At 66.1% G+C, this 20,787-nt stretch carries 15 protein-coding genes; all 15 read left to right on the top strand.

Translation table 11 applies throughout. The features are described 5' to 3' along the window. The first annotated feature begins 100 nt into the window (after window positions 1-100). On the top strand, window positions 101-826 hold the full coding sequence (locus XH96_RS18665) for an outer membrane protein (RefSeq protein ID WP_194393732.1): 726 nt from the start codon (window positions 101-103) through the stop codon (window positions 824-826). Window positions 827-1,296: 470 nt separating this feature from the next. After that, window positions 1,297-4,800 carry a DNA polymerase III subunit alpha gene (gene dnaE, locus XH96_RS18670; protein WP_194393733.1) on the top strand — a complete coding sequence of 1,168 codons (3,504 nt, stop codon included), beginning with the start codon at window positions 1,297-1,299 and terminating at the stop codon, window positions 4,798-4,800. 130 nt (window positions 4,801-4,930) lie between these two features. After that, complete coding sequence (locus tag XH96_RS18675) at window positions 4,931-5,674, top strand: carbonic anhydrase (protein ID WP_194393734.1); 744 nt, start codon at window positions 4,931-4,933, stop codon at window positions 5,672-5,674. Between the two features lie 364 nt (window positions 5,675-6,038). Further along, window positions 6,039-8,687: a caspase domain-containing protein gene (locus tag XH96_RS18680; RefSeq protein WP_194393735.1), complete on the top strand. Its 2,649-nt coding sequence runs from the start codon at window positions 6,039-6,041 to the stop codon at window positions 8,685-8,687. A gap of 212 nt (window positions 8,688-8,899) precedes the next feature. Next, window positions 8,900-9,895, top strand: coding sequence for a 30S ribosomal protein S2 (locus tag XH96_RS18685; RefSeq protein ID WP_124158102.1), 996 nt, complete (start codon window positions 8,900-8,902; stop codon window positions 9,893-9,895). A gap of 132 nt (window positions 9,896-10,027) precedes the next feature. Continuing rightward, window positions 10,028-10,951: a translation elongation factor Ts gene (gene tsf, locus XH96_RS18690; RefSeq protein ID WP_028177638.1), complete on the top strand. Its 924-nt coding sequence runs from the start codon at window positions 10,028-10,030 to the stop codon at window positions 10,949-10,951. Between the two features lie 60 nt (window positions 10,952-11,011). After that, window positions 11,012-11,728, top strand: coding sequence for a UMP kinase (pyrH, locus tag XH96_RS18695; RefSeq protein ID WP_061879549.1), 717 nt, complete (start codon window positions 11,012-11,014; stop codon window positions 11,726-11,728). A gap of 68 nt (window positions 11,729-11,796) precedes the next feature. After that, window positions 11,797-12,360 (top strand): ribosome recycling factor, encoded by a 564-nt coding sequence (gene frr / locus XH96_RS18700; protein ID WP_061879517.1) that lies wholly within the window; start codon window positions 11,797-11,799, stop codon window positions 12,358-12,360. Between the two features lie 10 nt (window positions 12,361-12,370). After that, on the top strand, window positions 12,371-13,129 hold the full coding sequence (locus XH96_RS18705; protein ID WP_061879516.1) for an isoprenyl transferase: 759 nt from the start codon (window positions 12,371-12,373) through the stop codon (window positions 13,127-13,129). Continuing rightward, complete coding sequence (locus tag XH96_RS18710; protein WP_194393736.1) at window positions 13,126-13,968, top strand: phosphatidate cytidylyltransferase; 843 nt, start codon at window positions 13,126-13,128, stop codon at window positions 13,966-13,968. The genes XH96_RS18705 and XH96_RS18710 overlap by 4 nt, the downstream gene beginning before the upstream one ends. Before the next feature lie 4 nt (window positions 13,969-13,972). Beyond that, entirely contained in the window at window positions 13,973-15,196 is a 1,224-nt protein-coding gene (dxr, locus tag XH96_RS18715; RefSeq protein ID WP_194393737.1) for a 1-deoxy-D-xylulose-5-phosphate reductoisomerase, read from the top strand. A 44-nt stretch (window positions 15,197-15,240) separates the two neighbouring features. Beyond that, window positions 15,241-16,392, top strand: coding sequence for an RIP metalloprotease RseP (gene rseP, locus XH96_RS18720; RefSeq protein WP_194393738.1), 1,152 nt, complete (start codon window positions 15,241-15,243; stop codon window positions 16,390-16,392). A gap of 176 nt (window positions 16,393-16,568) precedes the next feature. Continuing rightward, window positions 16,569-19,109, top strand: a complete 2,541-nt coding sequence (gene bamA / locus XH96_RS18725; RefSeq protein ID WP_194393739.1) for an outer membrane protein assembly factor BamA — start codon at window positions 16,569-16,571, stop codon at window positions 19,107-19,109. Window positions 19,110-19,234: 125 nt separating this feature from the next. Further along, on the top strand, window positions 19,235-20,302 hold the full coding sequence (lpxD, locus tag XH96_RS18730; protein WP_194393740.1) for a UDP-3-O-(3-hydroxymyristoyl)glucosamine N-acyltransferase: 1,068 nt from the start codon (window positions 19,235-19,237) through the stop codon (window positions 20,300-20,302). After that, entirely contained in the window at window positions 20,299-20,760 is a 462-nt protein-coding gene (gene fabZ, locus XH96_RS18735) for a 3-hydroxyacyl-ACP dehydratase FabZ (RefSeq protein ID WP_024341283.1), read from the top strand. The genes lpxD and fabZ overlap by 4 nt, the downstream gene beginning before the upstream one ends. The last annotated feature ends 27 nt before the right edge of the window (window positions 20,761-20,787 follow it).

The following is a 20,787-nucleotide window of genomic DNA, read 5'->3' on the forward strand; positions in this document are numbered from 1 at the left end:
GACCAAACTGTTGCGTCGCGGTTACAGCAATTCCGTCGTCCACTGCTAAGAGATTGCGCACGGCCCGGGGGCCTACTGAAGAAACTGGAACGGGAATCAAATGAAGAAGAGTTTGTTGCTTGCCGCTGTCAGCCTCGTCGCGCTCAGCGCGGCTGCACCGGCGATGGCTGCTGACCTCGCGGCGCGGCCCTACACCAAAGCTCCGCCGGCGGCGATCGCTGCCGTTTACGACTGGAGCGGCTTCTACATCGGCGTCAACGGCGGTGGCGGTTCGGCGGATACGTCGTGGGACCTCGTCAACTTCGGTCCTGAAGGTTCGCACAACTCGACCGGCGGCACGGTCGGTGGCCAGATCGGCTATCGCTGGCAGACCGGCCAGTTCGTTTTCGGTGTGGAAGGCCAGGGCAACTGGGCCGACTTCTCGGGCGACAACATCAGCCTGATCGCCGCCGGCAATCGTAACCGGACCAGGATGGACGCATTTGGGCTCATCACCGGTCAGGTTGGCTATGCCTGGAACAACGTCCTGCTCTACGTGAAGGGTGGTGCGGCCGTCGTCAGCAACAAGTACGACGTCTACAGCGTTGCCACGGGTGCAAATATCGACAACGCGGACGAGACCCGCTGGGGCGGCACGGTTGGTGCAGGCCTGGAGTTCGGTTTCGCTCCGAACTGGACGGTCGGCGTCGAGTACAACCACATCTTCCTCGGCGACCAAAATGTCACCTTCGCCAGTGGTGCAGTCGACCGCATCAAGCAGGACGTCGACATGGGCCTCGTCCGCCTGAACTACAAGTTCGGCGGCCCGCTGCTGGCTCGCTACTAAGACAGCTCGCTCAACGCGAGCGGCTGACGAAAGCCCCGGCTTCGGCCGGGGCTTTTTTATTGAGTACATTCAGCGAGTTAACCATCCCGTTTCGCGCGGTCTCGGATCGCTTGACTCCCCTGAACAAAATGAGAACAATGTTCTTCATACGTTCCAACAAGGGAGCAGGCCATGTTCAGGGTTTTCGTGGAAGAAGCCGCCGCACTGGCGTCCATCACGCTGTTCGTCGGGATGATCGCGATCTGGGCGCAGGTGATTCCGCAGCTCTAGGCCGGTGAGCGTGCCGCTGCCGCTTGGGGAAAAGCGGGACGACGTGGCCGATCGGCCGCTCCGGCGTGGACTCTGGAGCAGTGACGCCCCAACATTGCGAGGCGAGTCGGCCGGGCGATGCAGGATCCTCGTTTGATCTGCCTGACATCTCCCGGCGTTGGCGACCGCTCCATTTCATCTCAAGAGGCCGTCACGCGACCATGCCGAGCGCCGGATTCGTTCACCTTCACGTTCACTCGGCCTATTCGCTGCTCAAGGGCTCGATCAAGATCGCCAAGCTCGCCGAGCTTGCCAAGAAGGACCACCAGCCCGCGCTGGCGCTGACCGACACCGACAATCTGTTCGGTGCGCTGGAGTTCTCCGACAAGATGGCGAGTTCGGGCATCCAGCCGATCGTCGGCTGCGAGCTGGCCATCGATTTCGGCGACCAGGATCCGAATGCGCGCAACGCGATGGGACCGTCGCGGGTGGTGCTGCTGGGAGCGCAGGAGCGCGGCTATCGCAGCCTGATGCGGCTGAACTCGCGCGCGTTCCTGGAATCGCCGGACAGCCATGCTCCGTTCATCAAGTTCGATTGGCTCGAGGGTGAGACCGAAGGCCTGATCGCGCTGACGGGCGGACCGGACGGGCCGATCTCGCTGGCGCTCGCCGGCGGTCATGCCGAACTCGCCGCGCAGCGCTGCGAGCGTCTGGCCGGCCTGTTCGGCGACCGCCTCTACGTCGAATTGCAGCGCCACAACTCCGAGAAGGAGCGGCGCGTCGAAACCGGCTTGATCGACATCGCCTACGCCAAGGGACTGCCGCTGGTTGCGACCAACGAGCCGTATTTCGCCACGACCGACGATTACGAGGCCCATGACGCGCTCCTCTGCATCGCGGGCGGGCGGCTGATCGCCGAGACCGAGCGCGAGCAGCTCACGCCGGATCATCGCTTCAAGACGCGCGCCGAGATGGCGGTGCTGTTCGCCGACATTCCGGAGGCGCTGGCCTCGACGGTGGAGATCGCCGAGCGCTGCTCGTTCCGGCCGATGACGCGCAAGCCGATCCTGCCGTTCTTCACCGTCGGCGCCGCGTCGAGCTCGGATGCGGCTGCGGTGGAGGCCGCCGAACTGAAGCGGCAGGCGGAGGAGGGGCTCGCCAACCGCCTGCGCGTGCATGGCCTGTCGCAGGGCACGACGGAAGAGACCTACGCCAAGCGGCTCGCCTTCGAGCTCGACGTCATCACCCGCATGAAATATGCGGGCTACTTCCTGATCGTGTCCGACTTCATCAAATGGGCGAAGTCGCAAGGGATTCCGGTCGGGCCGGGGCGCGGTTCCGGCGCCGGCTCGCTGGTCGCCTGGGCGCTGACCATCACCGACCTCGATCCGATCAAGTTCGGCCTGCTGTTCGAGCGCTTCCTCAATCCCGAACGCGTCTCGATGCCGGACTTCGACATCGACTTCTGCCAGGACCGCCGCGGCGAGGTGATCCAGTACGTGCAGCAGCGCTACGGCCGCGACCAGGTCGCGCAGATCATCACCTTCGGTACGCTGCAGGCGCGCGGCGTGCTGCGCGACGTCGGCCGTGTCCTGCAGATGCCCTATGGCCAGGTCGACAAGCTCACGAAACTGGTGCCGCAGAATCCCGCTGCGCCGGTGACGCTGGCCGCCGCGATCGAGAGCGAGCCGAAGCTGCAGGCGTTTCGCGACGAAGACCCGGTGGTGGCGCGCGCCTTCGACATCGCGCAGCGCCTCGAAGGCCTGACGCGCCACGCCTCGACCCATGCGGCCGGCATCGTGATCGGCGATCGCCCGTTGAGCGAGCTCGTGCCGCTCTACCGCGATCCCAAATCCGACATGCCGGTGACCCAGTTCAACATGAAATGGGTCGAGCCCGCGGGGCTCGTGAAGTTCGACTTCCTCGGCCTGAAGACGCTGACCGTGCTCGACGTCGCCTGCAAGCTGCTCAAGCCGCGCGGCATCGATGTCGATCTCGCGACGCTGCCGATCGACGATGCCGAGAGCTACCAGATGCTGGCCCGGGGCGACGTGGTCGGCGTGTTCCAGGTTGAAAGCCAGGGCATGCGGCGGGCGCTGATCGACATGCGCCCGGACCGTTTCGAGGACATCATCGCGCTGGTCGCGCTCTATCGACCGGGCCCGATGGCGAACATCCCGACCTACTGCGCGCGCAAGCACGGCGACGAGGAGCCGGAATATCTGCATCCCGTGCTGGAGCCGATCCTGAAAGAAACCTTCGGCGTCATCATCTACCAGGAACAGGTGATGCAGATCGCGCAGGTGATGTCGGGCTATTCGCTCGGCGACGCCGACCTCTTGCGCCGCGCCATGGGCAAGAAGATCCGCGCCGAGATGGACAAGCAGCGCGACATCTTCGTCGCGGGCGCGGTGAAGAACGGCGTGCCGAAGGGGCAGGCCGAGACCATCTTCGAGCTCCTGGCGAAGTTTGCCGACTACGGCTTCAACAAGAGCCACGCGGCGGCTTACGCGCTGGTGTCCTACCACACCGCCTACATGAAGGCGCATTATCCGGTGGAGTTCATCGCCGCGTCGATGACGCTCGATCTCAACAACACCGACAAGCTCTCCGAATTCCGCTCCGAGGCGCAGCGTCTCGGCATCAAGGTCGAGCCGCCCAACATCAACCGGTCGGGCGCGACCTTCGAGGTCGGCGAGAAGACCATCTATTATGCGCTCGCAGCGCTCAAGGGCGTCGGCATCCAGGCGATCGAGCAGATCATCGCGGAGCGGACCAGAGGCGGCCTGTTCACCTCGCTCGCCGATTTCGCCGCCCGGGTCTCGCCGCGCGCGATCAACAAGCGCATCATCGAAAGTCTCGCCGCCGCCGGCGCCTTCGATTCGCTGGAGCCGAATCGGGCGCGCGTCTTTGCCGGTGCCGACTCGATCCTCGCCGCCTGCCAGCGCGCGCACGAGGCAGCGACCATCGGCCAGAACGACATGTTCGGCATGTCGGCGGATGCGCCGACCATCATGCTGCCGCAGGTCGAGCCGTGGCTGCCGGCCGAACGGCTGCGCCGCGAATACGACGCGATCGGCTTCTTCCTGTCGGGACATCCGCTCGACGACTACGCGACCGTGCTGAAGCGGCTGCGGGTGCAGAGCTGGGCCGAGTTCTCGCGCGCGGTGAAGACCGGCGCCACCGCCGGCAAGGTCGCCGCCACCGTGGTCTCGCGCATGGAGCGGCGCACCAAGACCGGCAACAAGATGGGCATCATGGGCCTGTCGGATCCGACCGGCCATTTCGAGGCGGTGCTGTTCTCCGAAGGCCTCGCGCAATATCGCGACGTGCTGGAGCCGGGCGCGGCCGTGCTGCTGCAGCTGGGCGCCGAGCTTCAGGGCGAGGACGTGCGCGCTCGCGTGCTTCATGCCGAGCCGCTCGATGACGCCGCGGCCAAGACGCAGAAGGGCCTGCGCATCTTCCTGCGCGACACCAAGCCGCTGGACTCGATCGCCAAGCGTTTGGCCGGGCCCGACATGGCGGCCTCGAACGGCGGCGCGCCGAAAGTCGGCAGTCCCGCACTTGCGCCGCGCTCCAACGGCGACGGCGAGGTCTCGCTGGTGATGATGCTCGACCTCGAGACCGAGGTCGAGATGAAGCTGCCCGGCCGCTTCAAGGTCTCGCCGCAGATCGCCGGCGCGATCAAGGCAGTCGCGGGCGTGGTGGACGTGCAGCAGCTCTGAGGTCGCCGGCACCGCCGCAAACCAAAGCTTAACTATTTGGCTCGCGTGTGGTTTCGAAGTCGCTCGAGCGCAGCTATCAGTTGTCGACTCGACGAACTCGTTTGACGAGAAACCTGGAAGGGCAACGACCATGTGCGACAAATGCTCCGAAAATCTGCATCAACCTGTTGCTCCTTCCCGGCGCTCCATGATGCTCCTCGCAACGTCGGCGCTTGCGGCGGCGGCGTTTGGCGGGGCCGCCTTCGCCAAGGAGAAGAAGGCGCCGCCGAAGCCGCAGAACGTGCTGTCGCCCGATGCGGCGCTGAAGCGGCTGTTGGAAGGCAATGCGCGCTACGTGTCGGGCGTGTCGCGCCGCCACGACTTCAAGCATGAGCGCGAGGCATTGGTAGGCGGCCAGAATCCCTACGCGGCCGTGCTGAGCTGCGCCGATTCTCGCATCGCGCCCGAATATGCCTTCGACAGTGGACGCGGAGACCTGTTCGTGTGCCGCGTCGCCGGCAATTTCGCTGGCGACGAGACCGTTGCGAGCATGGAATACACCGTCGCGGTGCTCGGAACGCCCCTGATCCTGGTGCTCGGCCACGACAATTGCGGCGCGGTCGATGCGACCATCAAGTCGCTGAAGGACGACAAGCCGCTGCCGGGGCACATCCCCACGCTGGTCTCCGCGATCGCGCCGGCGGTGAAGACGGCGGCCCAGCAGAGCGGGAATGCGCTCGACAACGCCATTCGCCAGAATGTCCTCGACAACGTCGCCAAGCTGAAATCGGCCGCGCCGATCCTCAACGCGGCGGTCGAGCAGGGCAAGCTCAAGGTGGTCGGCGGTATCTATCGGCTGAGCACAGGAAGCGTCGAGTTGGTCGCCCAGGGCTGAGCCCACCCGAGCATCGAGGCCTGGCGGTCGCGCCTCTTTCCTCCAGAGGCCGGCCGCAAGGTCGACAAGCAGCAATCACCCTCGCGATGACGTCGGCATAAGATCCGGGGCCGGTCGATTTCTCGCCCGTTGACGAATCGGCTGCCCGGACGACCGCCGCCGAATTGAGATTGGCCGAGTGATCCGCCGGCGAGAGGACGCGTCGCGATATCGTCGCAGCGGGGCTGACGCCGGCGATGGGGCGGCCATGCCACCGCCTCAATCCAAGCTTTTTCGTCGTTCAAGCCTTTCGTTCAACCGCCGTTCAGCCGGCTGCGCGCCTCATGCGTGCCGGACCTCGACAACAATAGCGGGCGAGCAAGCCATGCGTGGGACGCTCAGAGCTTTCATCTGCCTTCTGCTGCCGATCCTGGCCCTCGCCGCCGGCGTACCGGAACCGGCGCGCGCCCAGCAGCCGGAAAAGCGCCTCGCGCTCGTGGTCGGCAACGGCGCCTACGCCAAATCGCCGCTGGCGACGACGGCCAACGATGCCGGCCTGATCGCGCAGACGCTCCAGGCGGCGGGCTTCGACGTGGTCGGCGCGCGCGATCTCGACGGCGACACGCTGCGCAAGAGCTTGCGCGATTTCATTCAGAAGGCCCAGGCTTCGGGCCCGGGCACCGTCGCGATGATCTATCTCGCCGGCTACGGCGTGCAGCTTGCCGGCGAGAACTATTTCATCCCGGTCGATTCCAACATCACCCGCGACACCGACATACCGACCGAGGCCCTGCGCATCAGCGACTATGCGCGCCAGCTCGCATCCATTCCGCTCAAGGCCGGCATCGTCGTGCTCGACGCGGCGCGCGCACAGCCCTTCATCGAGGGCGGTCAGCCGATCGCGAGCGGCCTGGCGCTGGTCGAGCCCGAGCCGAACATGCTGATCGCCTTCAACGCTGCGCCCGGCACGGTGGCGCCGGAGGAACCTGGGCCTTACGGCATCTATGCCCAATCGCTCGCCGAGATGATCCGCACCGGCGGCCTGCCGCTGCCCGAGGTGTTCGATCGCGTGCGCTTGCGCGTCAACGAGGCCTCCAAGGGCGCGCAGGTGCCCTGGAACGAGCAGAAGATATCGGCGCAATTCTCGTTCTTCGAGCGTGGGCCCGACGCGCCGCCGTCGGAGACCACGCCCGACCAGGTCGCTGCGATCCGCAACAAGCCGATCCGCGATCTCGGCGTGCAGGATGCCTATGCCGCCGCGCTCGAGCGCGACACGCTGACGGCCTATGAGGAGTTTCTCGCGGCCTATCCGAGTGACCCGCTTGCAAAGCGCGTCATGGCGATCGTGGCGGCGCGCCGCGAGGCGATCACCTGGCGGCGAACCTATCGCGCCGATACGCCGGACGCCTATTGGTCGTATCTGCGCCGCTATCCGCGCGGGCCGCATGCAGGCGATGCCCGGCGCAGGCTCGCGATCCTGACTGCGCCGCTCGAGCCGCCGCCGACTTTCACGATGCTGGACTACGACGTGCCGCCACCGCCGCCGGAGGAGGTCATCTATGTCGACCGTCCGGTGCTGTATTTCAGCGATCCCGATTTCGGCTTCGCGCCGCCACCGCCGCCGCCGGTCTATTATCTGCCGCCGCCGCCGCCGGATTTCGTCGTGCTGCCGCCGCCGCTGCCTGTTGTCGGCCTGTTCGTGCTGCCGCAGCCGGTGTTCGTGCCGATCCCGGTATTCGTCAGGCCGCCGGTCTATGTCGCGCCGCCGCCGAACAACATCATCTTTCAGAACATCCACAACACCACGGTCATCAACACCGTGATCAACCGCCCGCCGGCGCCGCCGCCGGCCGCGGGGCCGCCCGGTCCGGGCAATCTGGCCCCGGCGGTTGCCGGCCGCGCCACGCCGGCAGGTGCCGCCGTGCCGCAGGCAGTCGTGCAGCGCGCCGCGTTGATCCAGCAGGGCAAGGCGCCGATGCCGCCGAGCGCGACGATCCAGCCGACGGGGAGACCGGGTATCGCGGCTCCAGCTCCGGCCAGTGTCGCTCCTGCCACGACAGCGCAGCCGCCGGCTGCGGCCAGGCTGCCCCAAGCCAATACCTTGCCGGCACCCAATACCCCGCCGGGAACTCCTGGCGGTCCCCCGGCGGGCACGGCGCCCGGCGCCGTCATGCCGCGCGGCACGCCCGGTCCGGGCGCGACGGCACCCGCCGGCAACGTTCCTGCTGCGACACCTCAAGCGCCGGCGGCCACCAGGCTGCCGCAGGCCAACACGCTGCCGGTGCCGGGAACTCCGGGCGGACCGCCTCCGGCCGGGGCAGGGGGCGCGCCCGGCGCCGCTCCGCCTCATGGCAGACCAGCTGCCACCGCCACGACGCCCTCCGGCAACGTCCCGCCGGCATCACCGAGCGCGGCAACCGCTACAGCGCCCAACCACCCACCGGCTCCCGGAAGCTCGACGCCGCCGTCCGCAGGCCTGCCCAGGCCGCCGGGGCCGACAACGCCACCTGCGGCTGACCTGCGCGGCAGGCCGGCCGGGTCCCAGTCGGGCGCTTTGCCGCCGCCGAGCGCGGCCCCCGGCAAGCCGGTCGTCCCGCCCACGGTCAAACCCGCGGCACCGCCACCGCCGCCAGTGGCGGCGCGGGGGCCGTCCGGAGTTCGGGATCACCGGCCCGCACCACCGCCGCAGGCCGCCAGGCCTGCCGCACCGCCACCGCATCCTCAGGCCCTGGCGAAGCCGCCGCCGCCTCCGCCGCGAGTCGCGCCACCCCCGCCGCCGCGCACCGCGCCTCCGCCCGTGGCCGTGGCCCGACCGGCGCCACCGCCGCCCGTTGCTCGACCGGCGCCGCCTCCGATGGCGCGTCCTGCGCCACCTCCGCCTCCGATGGCACGGCCCGCGCCGCCGCCACCTCCGGTCGCGCGGCCTGCACCGCCTCCCATGGCGGCCGCGCCGCCGCGTGCGGCGCCGCATCCGCCGGCACGGCCAGCCGGCCCGCCACCAAAGACCTGTCCGCCTGGCCAGCCGAAATGCTAGGAGGCTGAAGGGGCAGGGATGACCGGGAAGCGACAGGAGCTTGCGGGCGGCCCGGACGGCCCCTTATTTCCTTGCTTCTGGCCGAAATGGCGCTATATAGCGCGCCATCTCACACGGAAACATGGCTCACAAGGCCGTCCGGTGGCAACCGGGGCGAGAACGCTCCGTTTTGCTCACACGTTTCCGGAGGAACCAACCGGAGAATTAGAACGATGGCGCTACCCGATTTCACCATGCGTCAGCTGCTCGAAGCTGGCGTGCACTTTGGTCACCAGTCTCACCGCTGGAATCCGAAAATGGCTCCGTTCATTTTCGGCACCCGCAACAACATCCACATCGTCGATCTCGCCCAGACCGTGCCGATGCTGCACCAGGCCCTCCAGGCCGTCAGCGACACGGTGGCCAAGGGCGGCCGCATCCTGTTCGTCGGCACCAAGCGCCAGGCGCAGGACGGTGTTGCGGACGCGGCCAAGCGCTGCGCGCAGTACTTCGTCAATTCGCGCTGGCTCGGCGGCACGCTGACCAACTGGAAGACGATCTCGGCCTCGATCAAGCGCCTGCGTCACCTCGACGACGTGCTCTCGGGCGGCGAAGCCAATTCCTACACGAAGAAGGAGCGTCTGACGCTTCAGCGCGAGCGCGACAAGCTCGACCGTTCGCTCGGCGGCATCAAGGACATGGGCGGTCTGCCCGACCTGATCTTCGTGATCGACACCAACAAGGAAGACATCGCGATCCAGGAGGCCCAGCGCCTCAACATCCCGGTCGCCGCGATCGTCGACACCAATTCGGACCCGAAGGGCATCACCTATGTGGTGCCGGGCAATGACGACGCCGGCCGCGCCATTTCGCTGTACTGCGATCTCATCGCGCGTGCGGCGATCGACGGCATCTCGCGCGCCCAGGGCGATTCGGGCATCGACATCGGCGCTTCGACCCGTCCGCTCGCCGAAGAGCTGCCGGCGGCGTCCTCGAGCGGTTTCCAGGGCCTTGCCGGTCCGCGCGGCACCGCCGACGACCTCAAGAAGCTCCCGGGCGTGTCGGGTGCGATCGAGAAGAAGTTCAACGACCTCGGCATCTTCCACTATTGGCAGCTCGCCGAGCTCGACCACGACACCGCGCACACGATCGGCGAAGAGGTCGGTCTGCCGAGCCGCGCGGACGCCTGGGTGGCCAAGGCCAAGGCGCTGACCGCGGAAGCGGAATAGTCAAAAAGGGCGATGGGTTGGCCGGATAGGATCCGGCCACCATTTCAGTTGACGCAAATTGCTGAGATGGCGCGCGGCGGGGCGCTATGATGCCACGCTGCGGCAAACCGGCAGGCACAAAGGATTTCAACGATGGCAACGATCACAGCGGCGATGGTCAAGGATCTGCGCGAGTCGACCGGCGCAGGCATGATGGACTGCAAGGCCGCGCTGACCGAGAACGACGGCAACATGGAAGCGGCGCAGGACTGGCTTCGCAAGAAGGGTCTGTCCAAGGCTGCCAAAAAGTCGGGCCGGGTCGCGGCCGAGGGCCTGATCGGCGCGCTCACCAAGGGCACCAAGGGCGTCGTGGTCGAGGTCAATTCCGAGACCGACTTCGTCGCGCGCAACGGCCAGTTCCAGGGCCTCGTCAAGATGATCGCCCAGGTCGCCTTCGACGCCGGTGCCGACGTCGAGAAGATCAAGGCCGCCAAGGTTGGCGACGTCACGATCGAAACCGCAATCAATGATGCGATCGCCACGATCGGCGAGAACATGACGCTGCGCCGCGCCGCCCAGCTCGAAGTGAGCCAGGGTGTGGTGTCGCACTATGTCCACGGGGCCGTCATCGACGGCGCCGGCAAGATGGGCGTGATCGTGGCGCTGGAATCGCCGGGCAAGGCCGACGAGCTTGCCGCGCTCGGCCGCCAGATCGCGATGCATGTCGCCGCCGCCAACCCGCTGGCGCTCGATCCGTCCGGTCTCGATCCGGCGGTCGTCAAGCGCGAGAAGGATGTGCTCGCCGACAAATATCGCCAGCAGGGCAAGCCCGAGAACGTGATCGAGAAGATCGTCGAGTCCGGCCTCAAGACCTACTACAAGGAAGTCTGCCTGCTCGAGCAGGCCTTCATCCACGACACCGGCAAGTCGGTGGCGCAGGCGGTGAAGGAGGCCGAGGGCAAGGTCGGTGGCGCTGTGAAGATCGCCGGCTTTGTGCGCTATGCTCTCGGCGAGGGAATCGAGAAGCAGGAAAGCGATTTCGCGGCCGAGGTCGCCGCGGCCAGCGGCAAGAAGTAAGCGCCGGAACGTTCCTTCCGGCGTGCCGCCGGAAGCGGCGCCCGGACAAGGAAGGTGCTCATGACTGATCCGGTCTACCGTCGCGTCGTGATCAAGCTGTCCGGCGAATATCTCGCGGGACAGCAAGGCTTTGGCATCGATCAACCGACCGTCGACCGGGTTGTGGACGATCTGATCGCGGCCCGCCATCTCGGCACCGAGGTCGCGGTCGTGATCGGCGGCGGCAACATGGTCCGCGGCGTCGAGGTCTCCTCCCGCGGGGTGTCGCGCACAACCGGCGACACCATGGGCATGCTCGCCACCATGATGAACTGCCTCGCGCTGGAAGCGGCGATCGAGCGCAAGGGCACGCCGGCGCGGACGCTGTCGGCCTTCGTCATGCCAGAGATTTCCGAGCTGTTTACCCGCACCGCGGCACACAAATACCTGGCCGAGGGCCGGATCGTGCTGCTTGGCGGCGGGACGGGCAATCCGTTCTTCACCACCGACACGACCGCGGTGCTGCGCGCCGCCGAGATCGGGGCGCAGGCGGTCCTGAAGGCGACCAATGTCGACGGCGTCTACTCCGCCGACCCGAAGACGGATCCGACCGCCACGCGGTTCGACCGCCTGACGCATTCGCAGGCGATCGAGGGTGGCTACAAGGTGATGGATGCGACCGCCTTCGCGCTTGCCCGCGAGACATCGCTGCCTATCATCGTATTCTCGATCGCGGAGCCGGGGTCGATCGGCGCGATTCTGCGCGGCGTCGGCCACGGAACCATCGTCGCCGGCTGACGGCTCGTCTGGCGCGCCCCGAGGGGAGGGCGTGGGAGCGGTCGCCGGGATTTTGAAGGAGAAACGTGATGCCCACCGGTAATTTCGACCTCAACGAAGTGAAGCGCCGCATGCAGGGCGCCGTCCAGTCCCTCAAGCACGAGCTCGGCGGCCTGCGCACCGGCCGCGCCTCCGCCTCGATGCTCGATCCGGTTCAGGTCGAGGCCTATGGCAGCCACATGCCGCTGAACCAGCTCGCCACCGTCAGCGTGCCGGAGCCGCGGCTGATCTCGGTGCAGGTCTGGGACAAGTCGATGGTCAAGGCGGTGGAGAAGGCGATTGTCGATTCCAATCTCGGCCTGTCGCCCGCGACCGAGGGCCAGGTGCTGCGCCTGCGCATCCCCGAGCTCAACGAGGAGCGGCGCAAGGAGCTGGTGAAGGTCGCGCACAAATACGCCGAAGCCGCCAAGGTCGCCGCGCGCCATGTCCGCCGCGACGGTCTCGACGTGCTCAAGAAGCTCGAGAAGAATCACGAGATGTCGGAGGACGATCAGAAGCGTCACGCCGACGAGGTGCAGAAGGCGACCGACGGTACCATCGCCGAGATCGACCAGTTGCTGGCCGCCAAGGAAAAAGAAATCCTCACCGTCTAGGGCCGCTTCCATGTCCAACGCCGCCGCGCCAGCAACGGAAGGGCCCGACCGGTCCGAGGCGCCTGCGCATGTCGCCATCATCATGGATGGCAACGGCCGTTGGGCGGCCGCGCGCGGACTGCCGCGTGCGGAAGGGCATCGCCGGGGTGTGGACGCGCTGCGCCGCGTGGTGCGTGCCTCGCACGAGCTCGGCATTCGCTATCTCACCATCTTCTCGTTCTCGTCGGAGAACTGGTCACGCCCGGCGAGCGAGATCGGCGACCTGTTCGGCCTGCTGCGGCGCTTCATCCGCAACGATCTGGCGAGCCTGCATCGCGACGGCGTCAAGGTTCGCATCATCGGCGAGCGCGAGGGGCTCGATAGCGACATCTGCGGGCTCCTCAACGAGGCCGAGGAGCTGACCCGCGACAACACGCGCCTGACGCTCGTCGTCGCCTTCAATTACGGCTCGCGGCAGGAGATCGCGAAGGCGGCGCAGAAGCTTGCCCGCGAGGTCGCGGAGGGCAAGCGGGATCCAGCCACGATCGACGCCGAGACGCTCGGGGCGCATCTCGACGCGCCCGACATTCCCGATCCCGATCTCATCATCCGCACCAGCGGGGAGCAGCGCCTGTCCAACTTCCTGATGTGGCAGGCCGCCTATAGCGAGCTCGTGTTCGTGCCGATCCACTGGCCCGACTTCGACAAGGCGGCGCTGGAAAGCGCGATTGCCGAATTTGCCAGGCGCGAACGCCGTTTCGGCGGCCTGGTCGCGAAAACCGCCTCGTGAGCGAACCGAACGCCGCACCGGCGGGCTCTCAGCCTGCCCCGAGCAATCTCGTGCTGCGAGTCCTCGCAGGATTGGTGCTGGCGCCGCTCGCCATTGCGCTCGCCTACGCCGGCGGCTGGCTCTGGGCCCTTCTCGTCACCCTGGTCTCGATCGGACTGTTCGCCGAATGGCTGATGGTGGTGGGCGCGAGCTCGGTCGCGCTGACGGGCGCGGGGACGATCGTCATTGCCATCGTGGGATTTTGCACGGCCTTCGGCGCCCTCAAGACGGCCGTCATCAGCGGCTTCATCGGCGGCGCGATCGTGACGCTGATTGCGCGGAGGAAGTTCTTCTGGGCGGCGACCGGGTTTGCCTATGCGTCGGCGGCGCTGCTGGCTTCGATCCTTTTGCGGCAGGATCTCGTCAACGGTTTCGCCGCGCTGATGTTCGTGCTGCTCGTGGTATGGGCGACCGACATCGGCGGCTATTTTGCCGGCCGCAGCATCGGCGGGCCGAAGCTGTGGCCGCGCGTGAGCCCGAAAAAGACCTGGTCCGGTGCGCTCGGCGGCTTTGCGGCGAGCCTTGCGGTTGCGGCGGGCTTTGCCGCCTGCGGGATCGGAAAGGTGGTTCCACTGCTGCTCGTCAGCGCCGTCCTGTCGGTGGTATCGCAACTCGGCGATCTCTTCGAATCCGCAGTGAAGCGGCGCTTCGGAGTCAAGGATTCCAGTCACTTAATTCCCGGCCATGGCGGGCTTATGGACCGCCTGGACGGTTTCGTCGCCGCCATCCTGGCGGCATGGATTATCGGCTTTCTCCGCCATGGTGTGCATAGCGCCGGAAGCGGTCTTATGGTTTGGTGAGGATATGAGCGCGGTCCCATTGCGTAACAACAGGCTTGCGGCGTCCGACGTCCGCAGCGTCACGGTTCTCGGCGCCACCGGCTCGATCGGCGACAGCACGATGGACCTGCTGCGCGCCTCGCCCGAGCGCTATCGTGTCGAGGCGTTGACGGCGAACGGCAATGTCGCGGCGCTGGCCAAGCTCGCCAGGGAATTCTCCGCACGCTACGTCGCGATCGCCGATACCTCCAAGTTTGCCGAGCTCAAGGCCGCGCTTGCGGGGACCAGCACCGAATGCGGCGCCGGCGAAAGCGCGGTGATCGAGGCCGGCGCGCGTCCGGCCGACTGGGTCATGGCGGCCGTGAGCGGCGCGGCGGGATTGAAGCCGGCGCTGGCGGCGGTCGATCGCGGCGCCCATGTCGCGCTTGCCAACAAGGAGTGTCTGGTCTGCGCCGGCGATTTCTTCATGCAGCGCGCGGCAAAGGCTGGCGCCTGCATCCTGCCGGCCGATTCTGAGCACAATGCGCTGTTCCAGGCGCTGAGTTCAGGCAATCGCGACGAACTGGTCCGGGTCATCATCACGGCCTCGGGAGGTCCGTTCCGGACCTGGAAGCCCGCCGACATCGAGCAGGCCACGCTCGAGCAGGCGCTGAAGCATCCGAACTGGAGCATGGGCCAGAAGATCACGATCGATTCCGCCTCGATGATGAACAAGGGGCTCGAAGTGATCGAGGCATCCTATCTGTTCGCGCTCGCGCCCGACGAGATCGACGTCCTCGTTCATCCGCAGTCGATCATTCACGGCATGGTCGAGTTCTCCGACTGCTCCGTCGTGGCCCAGCTCGGTGCGCCCGACATGCGGACGCCGATCGCGCACTGCCTCGGCTGGCCCGATCGCATCAAGGGACCGGCGGCAAAGCTCGATCTCGCCAAGATCGGCCAGCTGACCTTCGAAGCGCCGGACTTCGAGCGCTTCCCCGGACTGCGGCTGGCCTATGATTCGCTCCGGACCGGGAAGGGGGCGACCACCGTCTACAACGCCGCCAACGAGGTCGCGGTCGCCGCCTTCATCGCCGGCAAGATCCGGTTCGGCGCGATTGCCCGGCTGGTCGAGGCGACCCTTGACGATTGGATCAAAGGTGGGAACCAGGCGCCGCTGACGTCCGCCGACGATGCAATTTCCGTTGACCATGTTGCGCGAAATAGGGCTGCCGCCCTATTGCCTCAAATTGCCTTAAAGGCATCCTAGTTGGTTCGGTGCCAGGGCCTTGCGGCGCTGGGTGAGGGAAATCGATGATCGACTTTTTCGTCCATAGTTTCAATACGTTGAGCCATGGGCTCCTCGGTTACGCAATTCCCTTCCTGTTCGTCCTGACCATCGTCGTGTTCTTCCACGAGCTGGGCCATTTCCTGGTCGCGCGCTGGGCGGGTGTTCGCGTGCTGACCTTCTCGCTCGGTTTCGGACCTGAGCTGGTCGGTTTCAACGACCGCCACGGCACCCGCTGGAAGATCTCGGCAATCCCGCTCGGCGGCTACGTCAAGTTCTTCGGCGACGAGAGCGAGGCCTCGACACCGTCGTCACAGACGCTCGCCGCGATGACGGCCGAGGAGCGCGCCGGCAGCTTCCACCACAAGAAGGTCGGCCCCCGCGCGGCCATCGTCGCGGCCGGACCGATCGCGAATTTCATCTTGGGCGCGCTGATCTTCGCCGGCATGGCCCTCTATTACGGCAAGCCGAGCACGATCGCGCGTGTCGACGGCGTCGTCGCCGATGGTGCGGCGGCTGCGGCCGGCTTCAAGGTCGGGGACGTCGTCATCCAGATCGACGGCAAGCCGATCGAGAGCTTTGCCGACATGCAGCGAATCGTTGCGATGAACGCGGGTTCGGCGCTTGCGTTCCAGGTGAAGCGCGATGGCGCCATCGTCTCCCTAACCGCGACCCCGGCGCTGCTGGAGCGCAAGGATCCGTTCGGCAACAGCCATCGTCTCGGCGTGCTCGGTATCGAGCACAAGTCGCAGGCCGGGGAGGCCTCGACCGCGCCGGTCGGCGTCGCTGAGGCGCTCAAGATCGGGGTCGAGCAGGTCTGGTTCATCATCACCAGCACCTTCAAGTTCCTGGGTTCGCTGTTCGTCGGACAGGGCAATCCGAACGAGGTCAGCGGCGTCCTGGGAATCGCGAAGATGTCGGGGCAGGCGGCCAGCGCCGGGTTCCAGTTCGTCATCAATCTCTGCGCGGTGCTGTCAGTCTCGATCGGCCTGCTGAATCTGTTCCCGATCCCGCTGCTCGATGGTGGCCACCTGATGTTCTACGCGGCCGAGGTGGTCCGTGGCCGGCCCTTGTCCGAGCGAACCCAGGAGATGGGGTTCCGAATCGGGCTGGGCTTGGTCCTGATGTTGATGGTGTTTGCGACCTACAACGACATCCTGCGGATGGCCGCTTCCTGATAGAGGCTTTTTTGTGGCGTTGCTGTTCAGCAACGTCTTGGAATGAAATTGAAATCACGACGCTTTCGGCCGTTTGCGCCGTCGGCGAAATTGGCTACAAGCGGCCAGAACTTGGGGAATCTCCAGACCGGCGTTGGGGTTGGGTCTGGCAGGGAATGATAAGGGCGCGTTGCGCGATGAAGTTTGGACTGCGACTCCGGGGGGGCTTGCTCGCAACCCTGATCATGTTCGGCGCGCCGGTGATTGCCCCGGTTGGGGCTATTTTCGTGTCTTCGTCTGCATTCGCTCAGACCGTCCAGTCGATTTCCGTCGAAGGAAATCGCCGGGTCGAGGTCGAGACGATCCGCTCCTATTTCAAGCCGGGTCCGGGCGGCCGCCTGGATCAGGCTGCCATCGACGACGGCCTCAAGGCGCTGATCGAGACCGGCCTGTTCCAGGACGTCAGGATCAACCGCGGTGCCGGCGGCCAGATCATCGTCTCCGTGGTGGAAAATCCGGTGATCGGGCGCCTCGCCTTCGAGGGCAACAAGAAGATCAAGGACGAGCAGCTCTCCGCCGAAGTCCAGTCCAAGGCGCGCGGCACCTTCTCCCGCGCCATGGTGCAGTCCGACACGCTGCGAATCGCCGAAATCTATCGCCGGTCCGGCCGCTACGACGTGCGCGTCACGCCCGAGGTCATCGAGCAGCCGAACAATCGCGTCGACCTGATCTTTACGATCGAGGAGGGCGCCAAGACCGGCGTCAAGTCGATCGAGTTCGTCGGCAACAACGCGTTCTCGTCCTATCGCCTCAGGGACGTCATCAAGACGCGCGAATCGAACCTGCTGAGCTTTCTCGCCAGCGGCGACATCTATGATCCCGACCGCGTCGAGGCCGACCGCGACCTGATCCGCCGCTTCTACCTCAAGAACGGCTTCGCCGACGTCCAGGTCGTGGCCGCGCTCACCGAATACGATCCGGAGAAGAAGGGCTTCAACGTCACCTTCAAGATCGAGGAAGGCGCGCAGTACCGCGTCGGCGCGGTCAACTTCCGCTCGAGCATTCCGAACTTCGATCCAACCTCGATGCGCGCCTATTCGCGCGTCAATGTCGGCTCGCTCTACAACGTCGAATCGATCGAGAAGTCGGTCGAGGAGATGCAGATCGAGGCCTCGCGCCGCGGCTATGCCTTCGCCGTGGTCCGGCCCGGCGGCGACCGCAACTTCGAGGCGCACACGGTGTCCGTCGTCTTCAACATCGACGAGGGCCCGCGCACCTATATCGAGCGCATCAACCTGCGCGGCAACACCCGCACGCGCGACTACGTGATCCGCCGCGAGTTCGACATCTCGGAAGGCGATGCCTACAACCGCGCGCTGGTCGACCGTGCCGAGCGGCGCCTGAAGAACCTCGACTATTTCAAGAGCGTGAAGATCACGACCGAGCCGGGCTCGTCGAGCGACCGCGTCATCCTGATCGTCGACATGGAAGAGAAATCGACCGGCGACTTCTCGATCTCGGGCGGTTACTCCACCACCGACGGCGCGCTGGCCGAGGTGTCGGTCTCCGAGCGCAATCTGCTCGGCCGCGGCCTGTTCGCCAAGGCGTCGGTGACCTACGGCCAGTACGCCCGCGGCTACTCGCTGTCGTTCGTCGAGCCGTACCTGCTCGACTACCGCGTCGCGCTCGGTCTCGACCTCTATCAGCGCGAGCAACTGGCCAACAGCTACATCTCCTACGGCACCAAGACGCTCGGCTTCTCGCCGCGCCTCGGCTTCTCCCTGCGTGAAGATCTGGCGCTCCAGCTGCGCTACTCGATCTACCAGCAGGAAATCACGCTGCCGAGCTACCTGGCGAACTGTAACAATGTGCAGTTCCTGCCCGATGGCAGCGCGAATCCGTTGTTCAACCCGAGCCCGGCCTTTGCCAATGCCAACGGCATCAGCCTTGCGTCGACGAACGGCCTGGGCTGCTACAACGATGGCGAAGCCTCGCTGCCGGTGCGCAAGGAGCTTGCCAACGGCAAGACCCTGACCTCGGCGCTCGGCTACACGCTCACCTACAACACGCTGGACAACAACAAGAACCCCACCGACGGTCTGCTCATCGACTTCCGGCAGGATTTCGCCGGCGTTGGCGGCGACGTCTCCTATCTGAAGACCGTGGCGGACGGAAAGTATTACACTCCGCTGGTGTCGGACATTGTCGGCATCGTCCGTCTCCAGGGCGGTATTCTGACCAAGGTGGGTAGCGATCTGCGCATGCTCGACCACTTCCAGATGGGCCCGAACCTCGTCCGCGGCTTTGCCCCGAACGGCATCGGCCCGCGCGACCTGAATCCCTTCGGTACCCAGGACGCGCTCGGCGGAACAAAGTACTGGGGCGCTTCGCTCGAATTGCAGATGCCGTTCTGGTTCCTGCCCAAGGAAGTCGGCCTGAAGGGTGCGGTCTATGCCGACGCCGGCGGTCTCTACGACTACCAGGGGCCGACGAGTTGGACCGCGACCAACGAGGTCAATGCGCCCGGCTGTATCCCGTCGACCATCAATCCGTCGTCAGCGGGCACCTGTACCGGTCTCGTGTTTGACGACAGCAAGGTGGTCCGCACGTCGGTCGGTGTCGGCCTGATCTGGCAGTCGCCGTTCGGCCCGCTACGCTTCGACTACGCCGTGCCGCTGACCAAGGGCAAGTACGACCGCACGCAGGAGTTCCGGTTCGGCGGCGGCACCACGTTCTAATTCGATCAGCACGGCACGATCCGGATCACTGGAGCCGGTTTCCGAAAGGGATCGTGCCAATCCAAGACATGAGGCATGATGCGGCCAGACCGCTTCATGCCGAAGCCGGACCGCGACGGGGTGGAATGGCGCAGCCGATCTTCTTCACAAAGCCGCCTGCCACAGCGCTGGCCGATATCGCCACGCTGACCAAGGCGCAGCTGGTCGACCCCGACAGGGGCGGCCACGTCATCACAGGCCTGGCTTCGCTCGACGAAGCCGGCCCGATGCATCTGGCATTCTTCGACAACCTCAAATATGCGGATCAGCTCAGGGCAACCAGGGCGGGTGCCTGTCTGGTCAGTCCGCGTTTCGAGGCGGAGGTGCCCGCACATGTGGCCGTGCTGCGGGTGGCGCAGCCGTTCCGCGCCTTCGTCAGGATCGCGCGGGAATGGCACGCCGACGCGCTGCGGCCGCAATCCTGGGTCGGCAATGACGGCATCGCGCCCTCGGCGATCATCGATCCCTCGGCCCGGCTCGAGGACGGCGTGATCGTCGATCCCTTGGCCGTGATCGGCCCGGACGCCGAGATCGGCAGCGGCACGGTGATCGGCGTCGGAGCCGTGATCGGCCCCGGCGTCAAGATCGGCCGGGACTGCAATGTCGGCGCCCGCACGGCGATCCAGTGCGCCCTGATCGGCAACAACGTGCTGATCCATCCCGGCTGCTCGATTGGCCAGGACGGCTACGGCTTCATCTTCTTCGGCCCCGAGGGCCATCTGAAGGTGCCGCAGACCGGACGGGTGCTGATCCAGAACGACGTCGAGGTCGGCGCCAACACCACGATCGACCGCGGGTCCTTGCGGGACACCGTGATCGGCGAGGGGACCAAAATCGACAACCAGGTCCAGATCGGCCACAATGTGACGATCGGCCGGCACTGCCTGCTGGCGGCACAGATCGGCCTCGCCGGCAGCCTGACCATCGGCGACAACGTGGCGCTCGGAGCGAAGGTTGGCATCAACAATCACCTCAAGATCGGCGACGGGGCTCAGGTCACCGCCATGAGCGCTGTCAAGGACGACATTCCACCGGGCGGCCGCTGGGGCGGGCATTTCGCCAAGCCGACCAAACAATGGTTCAAGGAGATCATCGCGGTGGAGCGCCTGGTACGCGACAGCAAGGCCGAGCCGAAGGACGAGGGACGGGAATGACGGCGGAATCACCTGTTAAATTCGAGCTGGTGGATATCAATGCCATCCTCCAGACCCTGCCGCACCGTTTTCCGATGCTGCTCATCGACCGCGTGATCAACATCCGCGCCGATTACAGCGGCATCGGCATCAAGAATGTCACCTTCAACGAGCCGGCGTTCCAGGGGCATTTCCCCGAGCGCCCGGTCTATCCCGGCGTCATGATGATCGAGGCGATGGCGCAAACCGCGGGCGTGATCGGCATCAAGTCGGTCGAGGGCACCGAGAAGCCGCGGGCGGTGTATTTCCTCACCATCGACAAGTGCAAGTTCCGCAAGCCCGTGCTGCCCGGCGACACCATCGAATATCACATGCGCTCGCTCGGGCGCCGCAAGGCCATGTGGTGGTTTCACGGCGACGCCAAGGTCAACGGGCAGGTCGTCGCGGAGGCTGACGTCGGCGCCATGCTGACGGACTGAGCGGCCAAGCGCTCCCACACGGGGGGC

It is taken from the genome of Bradyrhizobium sp. CCBAU 51765 (assembly GCF_015291725.1).
In the GTDB taxonomy this organism is placed as follows: Bacteria; Pseudomonadota; Alphaproteobacteria; order Rhizobiales; family Xanthobacteraceae; genus Bradyrhizobium; species Bradyrhizobium liaoningense.